14 protein-coding genes are annotated in these 20,444 nt (G+C 44.1%); 6 read left to right on the top strand and 8 right to left on the bottom strand.

The genetic code is table 11. From position 1 onward, the window contains the following. The first annotated feature begins 75 nt into the window (after nucleotides 1-75). The 4 genes from L2740_RS08880 (at nucleotide 76) to L2740_RS08865 (ending at nucleotide 7,504) form a co-directional block, all read left to right on the top strand. Entirely contained in the window at nucleotides 76-1,299 is a 1,224-nt protein-coding gene (locus tag L2740_RS08880; RefSeq protein WP_248949718.1) for an efflux RND transporter periplasmic adaptor subunit, read from the top strand. Continuing rightward, nucleotides 1,299-4,460: an efflux RND transporter permease subunit gene (locus L2740_RS08875; protein WP_248949717.1), complete on the top strand. Its 3,162-nt coding sequence runs from the start codon at nucleotides 1,299-1,301 to the stop codon at nucleotides 4,458-4,460. Before L2740_RS08880 ends, L2740_RS08875 begins: the two co-directional genes overlap by 1 nt. 116 nt (nucleotides 4,461-4,576) lie before the next feature. Then, entirely contained in the window at nucleotides 4,577-5,185 is a 609-nt protein-coding gene (locus tag L2740_RS08870; RefSeq protein ID WP_248949716.1) for a TatD family nuclease-associated radical SAM protein, read from the top strand. A 99-nt stretch (nucleotides 5,186-5,284) separates the two neighbouring features. Continuing rightward, complete coding sequence (locus L2740_RS08865; protein ID WP_248949715.1) at nucleotides 5,285-7,504, top strand: PAS domain-containing protein; 2,220 nt, start codon at nucleotides 5,285-5,287, stop codon at nucleotides 7,502-7,504. Nucleotides 7,505-7,588: 84 nt separating this feature from the next. Here L2740_RS08865 and L2740_RS08860 read toward each other — a convergent pair whose 3' ends face one another. The 8 genes from L2740_RS08860 to tkt all read right to left on the bottom strand — a co-directional run bounded on the left by L2740_RS08860 (nucleotide 7,589) and on the right by tkt (nucleotide 17,776). Beyond that, a complete protein-coding gene (locus tag L2740_RS08860) occupies nucleotides 7,589-9,082 on the bottom strand; it encodes a hypothetical protein (RefSeq protein ID WP_248949714.1) in 1,494 nt (497 codons plus the stop codon). Between the two features lie 242 nt (nucleotides 9,083-9,324). Continuing rightward, nucleotides 9,325-9,840, bottom strand: a complete 516-nt coding sequence (locus L2740_RS08855; protein ID WP_248949713.1) for a hypothetical protein — start codon at nucleotides 9,838-9,840, stop codon at nucleotides 9,325-9,327. Between the two features lie 4 nt (nucleotides 9,841-9,844). After that, nucleotides 9,845-10,582 carry a winged helix-turn-helix domain-containing protein gene (locus tag L2740_RS08850; RefSeq protein ID WP_248949712.1) on the bottom strand — a complete coding sequence of 246 codons (738 nt, stop codon included), beginning with the start codon at nucleotides 10,580-10,582 and terminating at the stop codon, nucleotides 9,845-9,847. Nucleotides 10,583-10,911: 329 nt separating this feature from the next. Next, complete coding sequence (locus tag L2740_RS08845) at nucleotides 10,912-11,652, bottom strand: DUF481 domain-containing protein (RefSeq protein ID WP_248949711.1); 741 nt, start codon at nucleotides 11,650-11,652, stop codon at nucleotides 10,912-10,914. 261 nt (nucleotides 11,653-11,913) lie between these two features. Continuing rightward, entirely contained in the window at nucleotides 11,914-12,978 is a 1,065-nt protein-coding gene (gene fba / locus L2740_RS08840; RefSeq protein ID WP_028765784.1) for a class II fructose-bisphosphate aldolase, read from the bottom strand. Nucleotides 12,979-13,273: 295 nt separating this feature from the next. Further along, nucleotides 13,274-14,449: a phosphoglycerate kinase gene (locus L2740_RS08835; protein ID WP_248949710.1), complete on the bottom strand. Its 1,176-nt coding sequence runs from the start codon at nucleotides 14,447-14,449 to the stop codon at nucleotides 13,274-13,276. A 103-nt stretch (nucleotides 14,450-14,552) separates the two neighbouring features. Then, nucleotides 14,553-15,575 carry an erythrose-4-phosphate dehydrogenase gene (gene epd / locus L2740_RS08830; RefSeq protein ID WP_248949709.1) on the bottom strand — a complete coding sequence of 341 codons (1,023 nt, stop codon included), beginning with the start codon at nucleotides 15,573-15,575 and terminating at the stop codon, nucleotides 14,553-14,555. Nucleotides 15,576-15,784: 209 nt separating this feature from the next. Beyond that, nucleotides 15,785-17,776: a transketolase gene (tkt, locus tag L2740_RS08825; protein WP_248949708.1), complete on the bottom strand. Its 1,992-nt coding sequence runs from the start codon at nucleotides 17,774-17,776 to the stop codon at nucleotides 15,785-15,787. Nucleotides 17,777-18,281: 505 nt separating this feature from the next. Here tkt and metK point away from each other — a divergent pair. Together metK and L2740_RS08815 are read left to right on the top strand one after the other, a co-directional pair. Further along, nucleotides 18,282-19,436, top strand: a complete 1,155-nt coding sequence (metK, locus tag L2740_RS08820; protein ID WP_248469969.1) for a methionine adenosyltransferase — start codon at nucleotides 18,282-18,284, stop codon at nucleotides 19,434-19,436. Between the two features lie 329 nt (nucleotides 19,437-19,765). After that, nucleotides 19,766-20,221 carry a GNAT family N-acetyltransferase gene (locus tag L2740_RS08815; protein ID WP_248949707.1) on the top strand — a complete coding sequence of 152 codons (456 nt, stop codon included), beginning with the start codon at nucleotides 19,766-19,768 and terminating at the stop codon, nucleotides 20,219-20,221. Nucleotides 20,222-20,444: the final 223 nt, after the last annotated feature.

The raw sequence follows: 20,444 nt of genomic DNA, 5'->3' as shown, positions 1-20,444 counted from the left end.
ATGATTTAACCTTAGCTTTGACTCTGGTAATTTAGGCACTAATGAAGATACCTTTTGCACGGAACCGCAGATCAGATGACCTTTAATATAAAAACAATTCTTAGAAGAATGATGCCATTCTTTATTCTTAGCGCATTTGTAATCGCTGCGATAATCCTTGTTGGTACCAAACAAGCACCTGAGCAAAAAGCAGATGAAGTGCCACTGCCTATTATTGATGTGACTGCGGTTGAGCAGCGCACCGTTTCGCTTAACCTCCCCTCATACGGCGTTGTGACTCCTAAATACAAAACCCAACTGGTAACAGAAGTTCAAGGCCGCATGCTATCTATTTCGGCTAACTTTGTTGCAGGCGGCGTGGTCAAAAAAGGCGATGAGCTAGCGGTCATTGAGCCATCTGATTACGAGGCAGACTTGATGCAAGCGCAAGCCTCACTTGCCCAAGCAAAAGCCGCGCTTGAAGAAGAACGAGCCAAAGGTGAAGTGGCTAAAAACGACTGGAAAGGTTATGACGGCGGCATTCCGCCAGAGCTTGGTTTACGTTTACCTCAGCTAAAACAAGAGCAAGCCAACGTAAAGTTCCAGCAAGCAGCACTTGCTCGCGCCCAGCGTAATTTAGAGCGCACCGTTATTCGTGCGCCATTTGACGGAATAATCAAAGCACGTAACGTCGATTTAGGTCAGTACGTTACCTTAGGTACAAACTTAGGCGAATTATACGACACACAAATTGCAGAGGTTCGCTTACCACTGTCAAACAATGATCTTGCCTACTTGGAGTCAGTTGATAACCCAGATACCGATGTTAGCTTAAGTGCAGATCTCGCAGGTAAAACCATTACTTGGCAAGGACAAATTATTCGCAGCGAAGGCGTTATTGATGCTGAAAACCGCATGGTTTACTTAGTTGCTGAAGTGAAAGATCCATATCTACGCAGTGAACGCCTTGAAGGCCAACTGCCACTTAAATATGGCACCTTTGTAACTGCCGTCATCAAGGGCCGTACCGTAACAGGCATAGTAAAACTGCCACGCCACTTAGTGCGCAGCAATAAAGTCACGGTTGTTAACGATGACAACAGTATCGAGCTTAGAGAAGTTAATATCGTCAAGAGCGATCTTGAAAACGTCTACATCAAAGACAGCCTTGCCGATGGTGAGCGTATATCTTTGACTAATCTAACTAATGCAGAAAATGGTCAATTAGTGAAAGTTTTAGGCGAGCAAAACAACTCATCACAAGATGAAGCAACAGAGACAGGCAATGAAGAGCAACTTGCTAACGCAGGAGCTCAATAATGAACCCAGAAACCCCTACACCAACAAACGCCTCGAGCCAAACCGGTATTATTGCCTGGTTTGCCCGTAACAACGTGGCCTCAAATCTGCTGATGTGGATTTTGATCATCGGTGGTCTATTTAGCACCTTGATAATCAACAAAGAGGTGTTTCCATCGTTTGAGCTCAATTACATTAATATCAGCGTCGCCTACCCTGGTGCCGCGCCTCAAGAGATTGAGGAAGGTATTAACATTAAAATCGAAGAAGCTATCCAAGACATTAATGGCATCAAGAAAGTCAGTTCTGTGGCCAGCGAAGGCGTTGGCTCAGTATCGATTGAGGTGGAAGACAGTTACAACCCACAAGATATTCTCGATGAAGCTAAGCTGCGTATCGATGCGATATCGACCTTTCCAGTGAATATCGAAAAGCCCAACATTTACCGGGTTAAGCCTGAAAACAATGTCATTTGGATTTCAGTTTATGGCGACCAGTCATTACAAGAGATGAAAGAACTGGCCAAGGTGATCCGTGATGATATTGCCGCACTTCCTGCAGTCACGAAAGCCCAAGTCACTGGTGTACGTGATTACGAGATCGGCATTGAACTGTCTGAAGATAAGCTACGTGAATATGGCCTTACCTTTTCGCAAGTCGCTCAGGCGGTACAAAACTCATCAATAGATTTACCCGGCGGCTCAATTCGCGCTAAAGATGGTGACATCTTGCTGCGCACCAAAGGCCAAGCCTATACCGGTGAAGACTTTTCGCAAATTGTTGTCAGTACACGGCCTGATGGCAGCCGTATTATGTTGCCGCAAGTGGCCACTATTAATGATGGTTTTGAAGAGCGCTTAGAATACACTCGCTTTAATGGTCAACCATCAGCGATTATTGAAGTGCTCAGTGTTGACGATCAAAACGCACTGGATATTTCAGAGCAAGTTAAAGCCTATATTGAGCAAAAGCGTGACGTTTTGCCAACAGGTGCAAAGCTCGATACTTGGGGCGACTTGACCCATTACCTTAAGGGTCGCTTGAACATGATGCTGTCTAATATGTTCTACGGTGCCTTGCTGGTATTTTTGATCTTAGCCTTGTTCTTAGAAATTAAACTGGCGTTTTGGGTGATGATGGGGCTACCAATTAGCTTCCTTGGCGCCATGCTATTTATGCCACTTGAGCCGTTTTCTTTATCAATTAACTTATTAACGCTATTCGCCTTTATTCTGGTGCTAGGGATAGTGGTGGACGACGCCATTGTTATTGGTGAAAGCGCCTATAGTGAGATTGAAGAAAAAGGCCACTCTTTAGATAACGTGATTAAAGGCGCCAAAAAAGTCGCCATGCCCGCCACCTTTGGGGTACTCACTACCATTGCGGCATTTATGCCAATGCTGATGGTATCAGGCCCACAGGGAATTATTTGGAAATCCATCGGTATGGTGGTGGTGTTATGCCTAATATTTTCTTTGGTTGAATCAAAACTTATCTTGCCAGCTCACTTAGCGCATATGAAACCGCGCAAACCTCGTGAGCAACTTGGTACCCTAGGTCGTTTAAAAGCTAAGCTTAATGACAAGCTACAAAGCTTTATTCATAACTACTATCGTCCGTTTTTAGAGCGCTGTATTGTGCAGCGTTATAACGCGGTTGCCGTGTTTATTGGCGTATTGATTTTATCTATCTCGCTGGTACTCAGCGGCCAAGTGCGCTGGGTATTCTTCCCCAACCTGCCATCTGACTTTATTCAGGTTAATCTAGAAATGGAAGAAGGCAGCTCAGAAGAAAACACCTTAAAAGTTGTCCAAGAAGTTGAAGAAGCGCTGTATGCCATGAACAATGAAATGGAGCAAGAGCTTGGCTATCCAGTGGTTAAGCACAGCTTCATTAATATGAGTTCACGCACTTCAGCGTTCTTGTTTGCAGAACTGACCAAAGGTGAAGACCGTGAAGTCGACGGCGAAGCCATTGCTACCGCTTGGCGTAAAAACCTGCCGGAACTACTTGCGGTGAAAAAGCTTAATATTAACGCCAGTACCAATGAAGGCGGCGATATTTCATTTAGGCTAACCTCGAGTAATTTAGACCAGCTGTCTAAAGCCTCTGAAGAACTTAAGCAAAAACTTAGAACCTATGAAGGCGTGTATGACATTGCTGATAATTTCTCATCAGCTAGCCAAGAGATTAAACTGAAAATCCGACCAGAAGCTGAAGCCCTTGGTCTGACTTTATCGGATCTTGCCCGCCAAGTTCGCTATGGATTCTATGGCTATGAAGCTCAGCGGATCCTACGTAATAAAGAAGAAGTTAAGGTGATGGTGCGCTACCCATTAGAGCAGCGCCGCACTGTAGGCCACCTTGAGAATATGCTTATTCGCACCCCAAGTGGTGTAGCAGTTCCTTTCTCAACCGTTGCAGAGCTGCAGCTTGGTGATTCTTATTCGTCTATCACCCGTGTAGATGGTCGTCGCGCCATTACAATTAATGCCAACGCAGACACCAATAAGGTTGAGCCGTCAAAAGTGGTAAGTGAAATACAAAACGATTTCTTACCGCAGTTGCAGGCTAAATACCCTAATATCTCAACGGCTCTTGATGGCGGTAGCGCAGATGAGCAAAGCGCCTTGATTAGCTTGCTACAAGGTTTCTTCTTTGCGCTATTTACCATTTACGCACTAATGGCGATTCCGCTGAAATCCTACAGTCAGCCACTGATCATTATGTCAGTGATCCCATTTGGCATGATTGGCGCGCTGTTTGGTCACTTTATTCTTGGTCTCAACATGAGCATCTTGAGCCTTTGTGGCATTGTGGCGTTAGCTGGCGTTGTGGTGAATGACTCTTTGATTTTAGTCGACTTTGTTAACCGCGCTCGCGCTGAAGGCCACAGCATTATTAGAGCGGCTGTTGATTCAGGCTGCTATCGTTTTAGAGCCATTATCCTTACCTCGCTAACAACCTTTGTTGGTCTAGTGCCTATCTTGCTTGAAAAGAGTTTGCAGGCACAGATTGTCATTCCAATGGCGGCATCACTCGCTTTCGGTATTTTATTCTCGACTGTGGTGACCTTGGTCTTAGTGCCTTTGCTGTACATCATCTTAGATGACTTTAGGCGTACTTCACGTCGCTTTTTCAATTGGTGGTGGAAGCCAAAAACGGACGAAGTGTCGGTTTAACGATTAAAAACTTGGGAGGCTTAGCCTCCCTTTTTTATGCTTACTCGATCCAGCAAACAGATTTACCCCACTGAAAGCTTTATTCTGTGATTATGCCGTTTATAGATAGGTCCCCCATGGAAGCTCAACAACCCACCCTTGTTTACGATATTCGCAATAGCCGTTATCTCAATATTACTGGGCGCTGCACTCTGCAATGTCAGTTTTGCCCTAAACACAATGGCAGTAAACAAGTGCATGAGTACCAACTTGAACTCAATCGTCAACCAAAAGCAGATGAACTCATTGGCCAGCTAGGTGATGTTAGCCAGTTTGATGAATATGTATTTTGTGGCTACGGCGAGCCAACGCTGAACTTGGCAACCTTGCTTACTGTTGCCAGCGAAATTAAAAATCGGGGCGGCAAGGTGCGAGTAAATACCGATGGTTTAGGCAACTTATTCCATAGGCGCAATATTTTGCCAGAGTTAGCCAACTGCGTAGATAGCTTATCCATTTCGCTTAACGCCGATACAGAGGTTAGTTACTTGCAGCATTGCCGCCCAAAACTAACAGGCTCTTATGAGGCCTTGTTAGACTTTATCAAGCTGGCGCCTGCATATATCAAGGATGTGCAAGTATCAGCTATTAATGGTCTTGCTGGAGTGGATATTAACGCTTGCCGACAAATCGTCGAGTCGAGAGGCGCGGTGTTTAAGCAACGGGAGCTCGATATTGTCGGCTAGTTAAGCTTATCGAATTCATAGGCTAAGGCTTATAAAACTGGTTAGGGCGATAATTCGTGTTAGTATATTGCGCATAATAACCGTAATAAAAATCGATACATGCTAAGCCGCAAACTACCATTATTAATCAGTGCTCAAGGGATCCATTGGTCTCAGCCGCGTATTTTAGCCATCGCCAGTCAGCTCTGTATGCTGCTGGTGACTGTGATCATTCTGACTAATATCATCATCACCTTAGGTGAAAGACGTTTGCAAGAAGACTGGGCAACTCAGCGTTACAGTGAGCTGCAAGCTGTGGGCGCATTAATCTCAGACAAGGTGACTTTTCAGCAATTCAGAACCCAGATGTTTGCTAAGTCTGAATTGTTAAAACAATATTTGGCCCTGCCATCCGCTGAAAATCAGCAAAAGCTGCTTAATAATTGGGACACCTTAGTTAATAACGTGCCTGAATTATTAGGTATTGCCCTTTATGACCCTCAAGGTCAACACAGGTTTGCCAGTAGCAATGATTTTGGTAAAGAGAGTTTGCCATCAGCTTTATTAGGTAGCGCCCGTAATATGGGCGGTAATGAGATTTATACCTCCCCGCTTGAGTTCACTCCAATCAATGGTGAACTTGAGCCTTATCTTTACCAATTTGCTTGGCTAGAAAATCCAGACCAAAGCGTTCGCGGCTATCTTGTTACCTATAACTCTATGGCCAAAATGCTAAGAAATATTAAGCCAGCCTATTCCAGTGAACAAGCGCCATTAATGATGCTTGATACTCAAGGTTTGCTGTATGCCGGCGCACAATCTAATAGCAGTGTAGGCCGTTTACCTGAAACCATGGGCGGCAGTTTAAAGCAGTCGTACCCAGCTTTATGGCGTAAAATGGCCATGAGCAATTTCGGTCAATTCCACGGCGACGCTGCCAGTTTTGTTTATTTAAAAGTTGAGCTAACCACTCAATATGAAACTCGTCGAGAGTACTTCTTGGTGTCTTATATTAAGAATGATGAAATTGCAGCCAAGTTCTCACAATGGCGCAATATTCTTATCTTAGGTGCATCAACGCTAACCTTGCTTGCCGCTGTTGTTATCTTCTTGACTCACTTATATCGTTTAGTGCAGCGCTCTCGTGAGTTCAGTATTTATATGACTAATCGCTTATTTGACTCAGATAAAGGCTGTATCATCGCCAGCGATAGTGGTCGAGTTGTTATTGCCAACAGCACTGTATCAAACCTACTTCAGCAGCCGATTGACGAACTGTCTGATCGCAGCTTGCAGCGAATTTTGAAAATGGATGAAGATGAATACAGCCAGTTCTTAAATCAAATGCAAACTGAAAAAGAATGGCATGGCGAGCTACTCATCGATGCTGATAGCTATAAGTGGTTGGCTATTCACAGTCGTACCGAAATCGGCGCCGACAATAAACGCAGTTATATGCTGGTGACCTTTGAAGATATTAGTGAGCTCAAGCAAGTTCAACAACAAGCGACCCTGTGCCGTTTGTTAAATGACGTACCAATGGCCAGTGTGTTAACTGACGCCAAAGGCCTTGTGCTAAAAGCCAACGATGCCTTTAATCAACTTTTACAAATTGAAGATAGCACGGCGCTCAATGTCAGCACTTTATTGAGTGATGAGTTTAGTCAGCAGTGGCCACAAATATCACAACAACTACAAATTCAAGGTTGTTGGAAAGGACAGGTATTTGTTGTACTTAGTCACACGCCAGATCAGTTCTTACAAGCAACCTTAAAAGGTCACTTGGATAGCTCTGGTGAACTGGAATACATTCACTGCAGTTTTGAGCTTGCTGAGCAAAGATCATTCGCTAGAGAAAATGGCAGCTTAGTGCCAAAACGCAGCACCATCTTTAATCACAAGGATGATTTAGAGCGTTATTTCACTAACCTAACGCAAAAGTGCAAAGACTTCTCTAGCTTATTATTGATAGATATTAGTGCCGATGGAATGCTTAGTCATATGAGTGATTTAGGTCAGCTTGAATCGCGCCAAAAGGAAGTCGAAATCCACCTACTGCGCGATTTACCACACCGTTATCAAATGTCTCATTGGCAGCTGGGTAAGCTGATTGTGGTGCTGCCAGATACTAATTCAGATCAAGCGCACTACTTTGCCCTAGAGAGCCTAAATAAACTCAATGACAATGGTTTAGGTGATGGGATCTGCATAGGTATTGCTTCGTATCAAGCAGGACAAACTTTAGAGCAGCTAATCGCCAATGCTGGTGTTGCACTAAAACGTGCAAAGCAAACGGGTGATCAAAATATCTGCCAAGCCTTTACTCGTTTTGATAGCTAATAACAGCAACCCTTGCGATTGAAAACAGCCTAAAACCAGTAATTAAGCCCTTTAACTTAAAGGGCTTTTTATGGCCTGAAACCATTAATCAGCTAACGAGCTTTTATCTTGCAGCAGGTCTTTTGGCTTATCCTTTACCCTGTCTTCCCGTTTATCTTTGAGGTTATCAGTTAGCTCATCTTTAAATGGTGCTTCTTCCATGTTTTCAACACCTGAGGGTAAGTCACTCTCAGTGATCTCAATAATCGCTGAGCGGTTCATGGTGATTTTATAGCGAGCATATTGCTGCGCTTGTTTGCCCTCTTTAAGCACTAGCACTAAGTTAACTTGATAACGGCGCTCAACCGATTCATTACTTATCTTGCCATCATGCTCTTTGTAGATCTTATCTTTGCCGCGCTCTAAGTTACGGGCAAAAGGTACAAAGCTAAAGTTAACTTGCTCTTGAATCGTCGAGTAACCAGACAAAAAGTCCTTTTGCGATACGCGAGTGTGAATACCGTAATGCAAAATCTCTGCATCGACTTTATTTTGGCTATGGCGCTTAGTTAAGATCTCAGCAACCGTTTTCGGCAGCTCTTTCTTGCGCATAAACTCAAGCCAAACAAGTTGCCTAGCAATAATATTCTTGCTGGTTGTATCGCTTAATGCCCTACTCCAGCGTGGCCGGCCTTTTTGAATAATACGCCACAGCGCGTTACGAATATCATCTTTAAAGATCTCACGAAATCCGTAAATCACCGCTAGCGTCAGTACCAGCGCTATAGTCAAGCCACTGAAAAAGCCCTGAGCCTTAATAATCAGTGCCGATACCACTAACATCACCATACCGGTAGCAATGCCTGTGGTCATCTTTTTAAGACCTACGCCTAAGGTTTTTAAATCCTCTTTAAGTACTACCCCTTGCTGAATGAGTCGACGTAGTAACAACATCTTATTGGCAATACGGTTAGGATCTTTAATCGTTTGCGATGAGTTATAGTTACGCTCTTTACGGTACTGCGCCTCGGCTCGACACAGGTTTAACACGCGGTCGTTGATCTCATTGAAATCACTGGTTCTCGGGGCGTGAGCCAACAGTTTGAGTAAGCGCTGCTCACAAAACCAAGACAGATAATTATCGGCATTTTCAAAGTACGACTTCCACTTCTCGTCACTTGGCTCATTACGCCTAAAACGCTTTAGCAAATGCACAACTTGTTCGCTCAACTCGTCGAGCAAACTATAAAATTGTTCAAAGTCTTCTACTTGCCCAAGCTCTTTACAGTCGGTTTCAATGGCCACTGCAAATTGGTAGGCAAACAGGTTTAGATACAATCTAAACTCTTCAACTGTGCGCTTTTTCTGGCTTGCGAAACGACTTTGCACCAAAGGCAAGTGTAGGCCCGATGAATAATAGGAACGCCGCCCAGTAATTGATGAGTGGTAATACTCTTCTTCATTGAGGCTTTGTGGGTTAATCCCCATCTCTTTGGGCAGGAAAAAATACAGATCAAGCCTACGATTATCGCCGGCTTCCATCTGATGCAGAAACTTAATCGACAGTGACTCTTCTTGCTTAATTCTGACTTTAGACACAGACACCTTATTCATTTGAGTAAAAGAAATGAGGTCAATGAGTTAACTCATCTCAGTAAGATACGTTTCAATTCAACGTTTGATGACTTATACATTATGGCTGAGTTTACTGCGCGCTTGAATACTTTATCTAAAAAGCTTTTATCGCAAGTGATTTAAAACAGGCTTTTCGATATAGCTTGAGCTAATGCTAGACATTAGCCCAAGTCCACCAAAGAGAATGTTAGTAATAAGGCGTGAGCTTATTTGATTTTACAGGCCCATAAGCTGTTACCGGGATCGATTTGAATCGTCACCATGCCTGCTGTTTTATTCATTTCTAACACTTTCACCAAAAACGGCTCACTGTCATTATCGGCAACCAGATATTGAGCTAGCTGAATCGCCTCTTGCAGTGACTCATTCGGCTCAGCTTGTAAAAGCCCTTTAGAGTGCTGGCCGCCAGACAAGTTAATTGAATAGGTTAAAATTGGCGCTTTAATTTTTTCTACAGTACCAACAGCAGTGATCTTATTTGTCAGCTTAGAACCACTATAGTAGCTCATCGACACATTCACGCCTCTACCGGTATTTTCAATCCTTAACTGTTGGCTATCTTCAAAACCACTGCCGACCCGATACGAATTTGAAACACAATTTAGGCTAGTATTTCGGTCAGAATCTATGGTGTGGTCTAAAAACAAACACATTGCCAAAATCAATGTTAAGGTCGCTAAAATAGGTGTCGCCTTAAATCCTGCAAACGGATTCTTCTTCATGAACTTACTCACAAATGCCAGCCTCTTTTAACCAGGCATCATCAATAAAGTGCCAATCATCACCGACATTTTTAACTTTTAGATTCAAACAAGCCTTACCGTCGTCGGCAAAGTTATTCATTATAAATTCAAGCTTATTACCGTCATTCGACGGCGCAACATAAACTCGCTGCCATTTTACATGCTTACAATTAGCCATCTTTAAAGCCAATTCTTTCACTCGAGAGTGATACTTAGCTTTATCTTCATCTAAACCATAAATAGGTACTAAGATTGAGTCTGTACCTTTAATAGCCACTTTATCGGGCATAGATAGGCTAATATCTGATGTGGTTCTTAGGTTCATTGCCAAGAAGATAATCAACAAAACACCTAAGATCAGGCAAAGAACGTAGTTCTTTATTGAAATCGAGCTTAATGCACACGTTAGCATTGGCCTTTCTTTGGCCTTGATATGCAGCAAGTAGCCTTGCTTAGCGACACTTTCAATCCAGGCAGAATGCTCTCTGCCTAGAAAGCGCTTAATGTTATTTACTGCTGTAGCAATATCTTGAAAGCTAACAACTTTAGGCAGGAATTTGTCGCACATCGATTCAGTAGACACAACTTGACCTCTAGCCTGCATAAGTTGATGCAGTACAAGATATTCTATGTCTGATAATTTAAATGATGAATCTGATTCGGAACGAGTATGGACTAACTCCCTTAACTCGAGGTCGAATCGATATGGACCTATATACACATTAACAACTCTAACTAAATAACTGAGCAACAGTTTACTGTTATTCTGAGCCTGAGTCCGCGATTTAATGCTGCTTTAGCTAAGCTGATGCTACTTTCGTGAGTTCTCGCACATAAATGTTATCAATATTAAAAAACCAAGCGAAACAACCTGATACAGATGAAAAACCAAGGTTAAAAGTAGCGTTAAAAATAAACACAACGCAAACCAAAAGCAATCAAGCGCAAAACAAAAAGGCATCTTATCGATGCCTTATACCCACTTAACTTCACAGCTAACTATAAACCGTCAAAAAATGAACAGCTACTCTTGAGCAACTGTTAACATTTTTAAAAAGCGTATAACAGTGTCATGTTAGTTTCTGTGTCAGTACTTTTCTTATCATCTAGCGGAGAATCGTTATAACGTACGATAACCGCAAACTTCATCGCTAATGCACCAACAATATTAGCGGTAATAGAGGTTTCAGAGCGACCTTCTAAGCTATCACCATAGTCAGCGACAAATAGCTGGCTAAAACGCGAACTATCACTAATGTCATAAGTAAAGTTCATCGCACCGTGAGCCACAACGCTGTCTTCACTATCGTAGCCTAACAATGCAGATTGCTCGTCATCTAGCTTTTTATAGATATAACCAGGACCAATTTCAGCACTTAGGAACATATCGCCGCTATCGATAAACTTATGACCATAACCGGCAGAAACCACAGCTTTATGATCGTAACCTGTGAATGGGTCAACTTCATAGTTACCAGTGATATACATATAGTTCTTTTCATCGAACTTATAGTCACCTTGAACACCACCGTAGTAACGCTTTGCTGTTACTTCATCTGTGTCTTCTTTATATAGGCCTTCAAATAGGTAAACGTTTTCCCAGTTACCTAACTCCTGCATCATCTTCAGTCGCGCTTTAACAGAAGAGGTATCAGTGTTACCTGTGGTTAATGTAGCACCCAGTTCAGCTTCACCTGCGAAAGTCTTATCGCCTTCTACAAAATCGGCACCAGCGTGCACAGCAAAAGGAGCTGCCATTACCACTGCCATAGCTGTAAGCATTTTTTTCATATTTGTTGTACTCCGTTCACCTAGTTCCCTAAAAATCGGCGCAATATTAACATTTAACACAAACAATTGAAAACATTGCTTACAAATGCACCGCCTTGCTAGTACCGCTCTATTGTAAAAATCAAGGCGCTATAACAACGCTTGAGCAATCAAAGTCATAACGCCTTTCTGCGCGCAGCAACTCAACAAATTGCAGACAAAAAAATACCTGCACTGGGCAGGTATTTTTATTGCTAGTCCACAGACCATTAACCGTAAAACTTACTTGATTTGTGGATCAAGTTCGCCTGACTGGTAAGCTTTATACATAGCTTGTAGTGACTTAGGCTTGATCTTAGAGCCCATACCCGCACAACCAAATGCTTCGTAACGTGTGGTACAGATGTCAGCCATCGCTTCCATAGACGCTTTAAGGAATTTACGAGGGTCGAATTCAGCTGGGTTTTCAGCTAGGAACTTACGTACGGCACCTGTTGATGCAAGACGTAGATCGGTATCGATGTTAACTTTACGCACACCGTGCTTGATGCCTTCAACGATCTCTTCTAATGGTACGCCGTAAGTTTCAGGGATAGCACCACCGTATTGGTTGATGATCTCTAACCACTCTTGCGGTACTGAAGACGAACCGTGCATTACAAGGTGAGTGTTAGGAATACGTGCGTGGATCTCTTTGATACGGTCGATGCGTAGCACATCACCTGTAGGCTTACGGCTAAACTTATAAGCACCATGACTAGTACCGATAGCAATAGCTAGCGCATCAACGTGCGTGTCAGCAACAAAGCGAGCCGCTTCTTCTGGCGTTGTTAGTAGTTGATCGTGGCTAAGTACACCTTCTGCACCAACACCATCTTCTTCACCCGCCATACCAGTCTCTAGGCTACCTAGGCAACCGATTTCACCTTCAACAGACACACCACAAGCGTGAGCAAATGCTACAGTACGACGAGTTACATCAACGTTGTACTCGTATGATGCAGGTGTTTTACCGTCAGCCATCAACGAGCCGTCCATCATTACTGATGACATACCCAACTGAATAGAACGCTGACAGATATCAGGATCTGTACCGTGATCTTGGTGAATACATACAGGGATATCTGGGTACTGCTCAAGTGCAGCAGCCATCAAATATTTAAGAAACTGAGGACGGGCATACTTACGTGCACCAGCTGATGCCTGCACAATTACAGGGCTGTCAGTCGCCTCAGCCGCTTGCATAATCGCACGCATCTGCTCAAGGTTATTCACGTTAAACGCAGGTACACCATAACCGTGCTCTGCTGCGTGATCTAACATTTGACGTAGGGAAATTAAGGCCATTTTTTACTCCAATAATAGGGTGAGTTGCCTCACCAAGGTCACTATCGTTTGGATGGATTTTTATGCTCTAACATTGTCAGTTTTAAGCTGACTAACATTAAAACGGTTACTGTTTTATTTGTTTCTAAATCATTGTGTGCTTCACAGCGTTTAACTATTTATTTTTGTTACTGCACAGCACAATAATTACCACTGTTTTGTTGGCGGCTAGTGTAACCTCGACAAATGTCAATTTAAAGCCCACCAACAAACAGTTTAGTAATTATTTTGTAATAACTAGGTCATTGTGTATTAATTACTGACCACGGCTTTCAAGCATAGCCACAGCCGGTAGCTCTTTGCCTTCTAAAAACTCAAGGAATGCGCCGCCACCAGTTGAAATATAAGACACTTTGTCAGCAATATCATATTTGTCGACTGCCGCTAGTGTGTCACCGCCACCCGCGATAGAAAATGCATTTGACTCTGCAATCGCCTGAGCAATACGCTTAGTACCTTCACCAAACTGATCAAACTCAAATACACCTACTGGGCCGTTCCATACAACGGTACCCGCATTCTTGATGATTTCAGCCAATGCTTCAGCACTGTCTGGGCCGATATCAAAAATCATATCTGTGTCAGATACGCTGCCCACATCTTTCAGTGTCGCCTCTGCTGTAGGGCTGAACTCGCCAGCAACGACTACGTCTGTTGGCACAGGAATGTCACCACCACGGCTTTGCGCGTTAGCAACAAGGCGCTTAGCTTCTTCAATCAGATCGGCTTCATAAAGTGACTTACCGACTTGATGGCCTGCAGCAGCAACGAAAGTGTTAGCGATACCACCGCCAACAACAAGTTGGTCAACTTTAGTTGAAAGACTTTCAAGTACCGTTAGCTTAGTTGATACTTTTGAGCCACCAACAATCGCCACCATTGGGCGCGCTGGGTTATCTAGTGCTTTACCAAGTGCTGCAAGTTCGCCAGCTAACAATGGGCCAGCACAGGCGATAGGCGCGTGTAGACCAACACCGTGAGTTGATGCTTGGGCGCGGTGCGCAGTACCAAAGGCATCCATCACGTATACGTCACAAAGTGCTGCCATCTTCTTAGCAAGTGCTTCGTCGTTCTTCTTCTCGCCCACATTGAAGCGCACGTTTTCAAAAACAACCACTTCGCCAACCGCTACTTCAACCCCATCAAGGTAGTCAGCTGCTAGGCGCACATTGCAATCAAGTGCTTTTGTTAGGTAATCAACCACTGGCTGCATTGAGAACTCAGCGTTGAACTCACCCTCTGTTGGACGACCTAGGTGAGACATCACCATAACTGCAGCACCTTTTTCTAGCGCTAGCTTAATGGTTGGCAGTGATGCACGTAGACGTGCGTCGCTGGTAACAACGCCATCTTTAACCGGTACGTTTAGATCTTCACGAATAAGCACGCGCTTACCTTGAAGCTCAAGATCTTGCATATTAAGAATCGCCATTTTCATGCTTCCTTACTATCTAAGTTAAAATTAAAAGGTAAAATAAAACAGTATGATATCGATGAAGGCCAACTCACTTCATCAGCATCTAAATCATTAAAAATTACTCGGTCTCACGTACTGCACGGATCATCTCTAAACTGGTATCTAGCATGCGGTTAGCAAAGCCCCACTCGTTATCACACCAAAGCAATAACTTAACTAGATGACCATCGCTGACTCGGGTCTGCGTGCCATCAACAATGCTTGAACGTGGGTCGTGGTTAAAATCACACGATACTAGTGGCTCATTAGTAAAGCCGACCACCCCAGAAAACGAACCTTCAGTGGCTTGCTTAAGTACTCGGTTAACGGTGTCGATATCGACGCGCTTATTTAGCGTCACGGAAAGATCGATTGCTGTCACGTTAATAGTAGGCACCCGTACAGAGATAGCTTCGAACTTGTCTTTCATGTGCGGCAAAATACGCTCAATACCGCGGGCAAGCTTAGTGTCTACTGGAATAATCGATTGGCCTGCAGCGCGAGTACGGCGCAAATCATCATGGTATGCATCGATAACTTGTTGGTCATTCATCGCTGAATGAATAGTGGTGATGGCACCACTTTTAACTTCGAAGTGCTTATCGAGCACATCGATAACCGGCACGATACAGTTAGTGGTGCAAGAGGCATTCGACACTATGGTATGTTCGGCTTTAAGTAAATCTTGGTTAACACCATAAACAATGGTGGCATCGACATCACTTGATGATGGATGGCTAATGAGAACTTGCTTGGCGCCGGCTGTTAAGTGGGCTTCACAGTCGACTCTATCGTTTATGACACCCGTTGCCTCGTAGACAATATCAATATCGAGTTCTTGCCATGGCAGGTTTTCAGGGTTGGGTTCATGCAGGAGCTTAATGGCGTCATCGCCAATAATCATATGTTGATTATCAAGCTTAACTTGGGTGTGAAAACGCCCATGGGTGGTGTCATATTGAGTCAAATGCAGCATGGCTTCAGGTTTAGCCAGCTCATTGATCGCCACAATCTGAATGCGATCGCGTTTGGCAGACTCATAGACTGCACGAAGGATTGACCGACCAATGCGGCCGTAGCCATTAATAGCGACTCTGATCATGTAAGCTTTTTCATTCCTATAACTGCCTAGATACAACAACGGCCTACCCCGATAGGTAAGCCGTTGTATCATAATTGCTTAATATGCAAAACACGTAAAGCAATATTATGCATCGTAGAGCAATATGCGGGTGCAATACACCGATTAACCTTAAGGTTTCCCTTTTGATCCACCAACCATTGCACCGATTGCTCTAACACGTTGGTTGCTTATAGACCGTTAACGGTTGCAACAACGTTTTCAACAGTAAAGCCGAAGTGCTTCATCAAGTCGCCGCCTGGTGCTGATTCGCCGAAGGTAGTCATACCTACAACCGCACCACCAAAACCAACATACTTGTGCCAAAAATCTACGTGAGCCGCTTCAATCGCAACACGCTTAGTCACAGAGCTTGGTAATACAGACTCTTTATAAGCAGCGTCTTGCTTGTCGAACTCGTTAGTTGACGGCATAGAAACAACACGTACCTTTTGACCTTGCTCTGTTAGTGCAGCAGCAGAATCAAGTGCTAGTTGCACTTCAGAACCCGTAGCAATAAGGATTAGGTCTGGCGTACCAGCACAATCACTTAGTACATAACCACCTTTAGCAACGTTAGCTAACTGCTCTGCAGTACGTGCTTGGGCAGGAAGGTTTTGACGGCTGAAGATTAACGATGTAGGCGCTGTACGGCGCTCAATTGCATTCTTCCAAGAAACGGCAGTTTCAGCCGCATCACATGGACGCCATACGTTCATGTTTGGTGTCATACGTAGGTTAGCTAACTGCTCAACTGGCTGGTGAGTTGGACCATCTTCACCTTGACCGATAGAGTCGTGGGTGTAAACGAAGATGTTTTGAATGCCCATCAGCGCCGACATACGAACAGCGTTACGCGCATACTCCATGAACATCATGAAAGTTGCGCCGTAGTTGATGAAACCACCGTGAAGTGATGCACCGTTCATGATGCCGCTCATACCGAATTCACGTACGCCGTAGAAAATGTAGTTACCAGCAGGATCGTCTTGGATACCTTTAGAACCAGACCAAAGCGTTAGGTTAGAACCGGCTAGATCTGCAGAGCCACCTAGCATTTCAGGTAGGATGGCACCAAATGCACCAATGGCATTTTGTGAAGCCTTACGGCTAGCAATACCTTCAGCTTTATCTTGGCACTCTTGAATGAAAGCTTGCGCTTTTTCTTCAAAGTCAGCAGGTAAGTCACCAGTGATTACACGGCGCTTGTATTCTGCAGCTAGTTCAGGGAATGCAGCTTCATAAGCAGCGAACTTGTCGTTCCAGCTTGTCTCACGAGCAGCACCGGCTTCTTTAGCATCCCAACCCGCGTAAACGTTTTCTGGGATTTCGAAAGCAGCGTGGTTCCAACCAAGGAATTCACGTGCAGCTGCGATCTCTTCATCACCTAATGGTGCGCCGTGACAATCGTGGCTGCCAGACTTGTTTGGTGAACCAAAACCGATCGTGGTTTTGCAGCAGATCATTGTTGGCTTGTCAGTGACTGACTTAGCTTCTTCGATAGCCGCGCGAATCGCGTCGCTGTCGTGACCGTCTACGTTAGCAATGACATGCCAGCCGTAAGATTCGAAACGCTTTGGCGTATCGTCAGTGAACCAGCCTTCTACGTGACCGTCGATAGAGATACCGTTGTCATCCCAGAATGCAATTAGCTTGCCTAGACCTAACGTGCCCGCTAATGAACATGCTTCGTGAGAGATACCTTCCATCAAACAGCCATCGCCTAGGAAGCAGTAGGTGAAGTGATCAACGATATCATGACCAGGCTGGTTAAACTGTGCAGCCAATGTTTTTTCAGCAATCGCCATACCCACAGCGTTACTGATACCAGCGCCTAGTGGGCCAGTTGTGGTTTCAACACCTGGTGTGTAACCGTATTCTGGGTGACCTGGTGTTTTAGAGTGAAGCTGACGGAAGTTTTTCAACTCTTCGATAGGCAGTGCGTAACCTGTAAGGTGTAGCAAAGAGTAAATAAGCATAGAGCCATGACCGTTAGAAAGAATAAAGCGGTCACGATCAACCCATTCAGGGTTGTTTGGGTTGTGCTTTAGGAAATCGTTCCATAGCACTTCAGCAATATCAGCCATCCCCATTGGTGCACCTGGGTGACCTGAATTGGCTTTTTGAACAGCATCCATGGTCAATGCGCGGATTGCGTTTGCGAGTTCTTTACGAGATGACATGCTCTCTCCTGCTTGGTTTTGAGGTTTTGAGGCTTAGATTGAGTGAAAGGCCGTAACTTTATAGTTACTCTTCCGTTCACACACAAATTAGGGAGCCATATTTTCGCCTACTAGCCAGTAGGACGCAAATTTAATTCACCAACAATTAAAAATATTGCTACTTATAACAAGCTTGCGTAAACCTTGTACGATGAAAGCTAAGCCAATATTAGTGCTAGAGTTTATTCCTCACTCCACCAGCAGCTAAAATTTAACCGCAAAATGGTAAATTTTTATCTTTTTCTATGCCGAACACTGCCAAGCAAAGTACAAAAATAGCCTTAAGTTACATAACGATAAGCCTAATCATAAATAACATTCATGATGCACCTATAAAATAAATAGCGCGAGAGACCGCACAAAATTTAGCGAAGGGGGTGTTATCAACGCCGTTTTACACTAGAATAGCCGTCTAGATGTAGATACTTCTACACATTCAAATTGTTTAAAGACGAGATTTTCCATCATGGCAAAGCACTTGTTCACCTCTGAGTCGGTCTCAGAAGGTCATCCAGATAAAATCGCCGATCAGATTTCTGATGCGGTATTAGACGCAATTTTGGAGCAAGATCCAAAAGCTCGTGTAGCATGCGAAACTTATGTCAAAACTGGCATGGTTATGGTTGGCGGCGAAGTTACCACTTCTGCTTGGGTTGATATCGAAGAGATCACCCGTAAGACTGTACGTGACATTGGCTACACTCATTCAGATATGGGTTTTGATGCAGACTCTTGTGCAATCTTAAACGTGATTGGTAAGCAGTCTCCAGACATCAACCAAGGTGTTGACCGTGCTGATCCTAAAGAGCAAGGCGCTGGTGACCAAGGTCTAATGTTTGGTTATGCAAACAACGAAACTGATGTTTACATGCCTGCACCTATCACTTACTCGCACATGCTGGTAAAGCGTCAGTCTGAAGTACGTAAAGACAAGACTTTGCCTTGGTTACGTCCAGATGCAAAAAGTCAGGTGACTTTCGCTTATAACAGCGACGGTAGCGTTGCTGGTATCGATGCAGTAGTTCTATCTACGCAGCACAGCGAAGATGTAACACAAGCAGACCTAATTGAAGGTGTAATGGAAACCATCATCAAGCCAGTATTACCGGCTAAGTGGTTATCTAAAGACACTAAATACTTCATCAACCCAACTGGCCGTTTTGTTATCGGTGGTCCAGTAGGTGACTGTGGTCTAACGGGTCGTAAGATCATCGTTGATACATACGGTGGTATGGCTCGTCACGGTGGTGGTGCTTTCTCTGGTAAAGATCCATCAAAAGTTGACCGTAGTGCAGCATACGCAGCACGTTACGTTGCTAAAAACATCGTTGCAGCTGGTCTAGCTGACCGTTGTGAGATCCAAGTGTCTTACGCAATTGGTGTTGCAGAGCCAACATCAATCAGCATCGAAACATTCGGTACAGCTAAAGTTGCTGAAGAGCTACTAATCGATCTAGTACGTCGTCACTTCGACCTACGCCCATACGGTCTAACAGAAATGTTAAACCTAGCTCGTCCAATCTACCAAGCGACTGCAGCATACGGTCACTTTGGTCGTAACGAGTTCCCATGGGAAGCAACAGACAAAGTTGACGCACTACGCGCTGACGCAGGTCTATAATCGTTATCGATTAATTCGGCGTTGCTGGTTCAACGCCCATAAAAACCGCCAACAGGCGGTTTTTTTATGTCTGGAACATTTATGACGATTTGCCATGGATGACTTTTCCAAAATAGTAAATCGTCGTTGTGTCTGCAATTAGCAATTTGCAATATTAAGTTGTGCATCAGAGTGACACAATTACGCAAGACGCCATTAACTCATCCCTGAGGGCTTAACCACAGCATCCCTGCTGCGGATACTTGCTTCATTTGTATTACTCTGATTACTATCAATGAACAACATAATATTCCCAGCTCTATACAGACTAAGAATGAGGTCGTTACACAGTGCAATTAACTTGGTTAGCGCCTGATGAGCGTATCGAGGTGAAGAAGTTCTATCGCCAGCATATGCCTTATGCACGCTTGTTGCAGAAAGAGTCTGTCTGCGTGTTAACGCAAGAAGACAGTACTCCCGCTAACAGCACCGACATAGCGTCATCAAAAATAGTCGCTAGTGCGCGTATTCGGCCTATTGGTCAGTTAGCCATTTTAACTGGCATGTTAGTGCACCCGGATTACCGTGGCCAAGGTGTGGGGCATCGTTTAATGCGAGAACTAGGATCAGTTCTCTGTGATGGTAAGACGTATATTTTCGCCTTAGCGCATTTAGAAGGGTTTTACGCACAACATGGGTTTAGCGCTGTGTCATCAGCGCCGAATGATATTGCGCAGTTGTTTTTGAAGTATCAGGGGGATGATGAGAGGTTGGTGTTAATGGGATTTACACCCTCACCTCAGTGAACCTGTTGCTATACCGCTACGGTAATACTCAGTAGCAACGTTCAGCAACACGGGTTCCAATGACCTGCGGTCAGCGCATGTGCAGACACTTCTGAGACACGCTGCAAGTACGTATATGGACACCTCACTTAATTCAAGCGATATTATTGAGCAACAGTGGGTAAAACTGCATACGTATATCCGGCCTGTTTATGAGAAAGTATTATTCTCTGGCCCTAATGAG

The sequence above is a fragment of the Shewanella pneumatophori genome (assembly GCF_023283895.1).
Classification (GTDB): Bacteria; Pseudomonadota; Gammaproteobacteria; order Enterobacterales; family Shewanellaceae; genus Shewanella; species Shewanella pneumatophori.
Note: the sequence above shows the minus strand (reverse complement) of the source record. Positions and strands in the feature narration are given on the sequence as shown.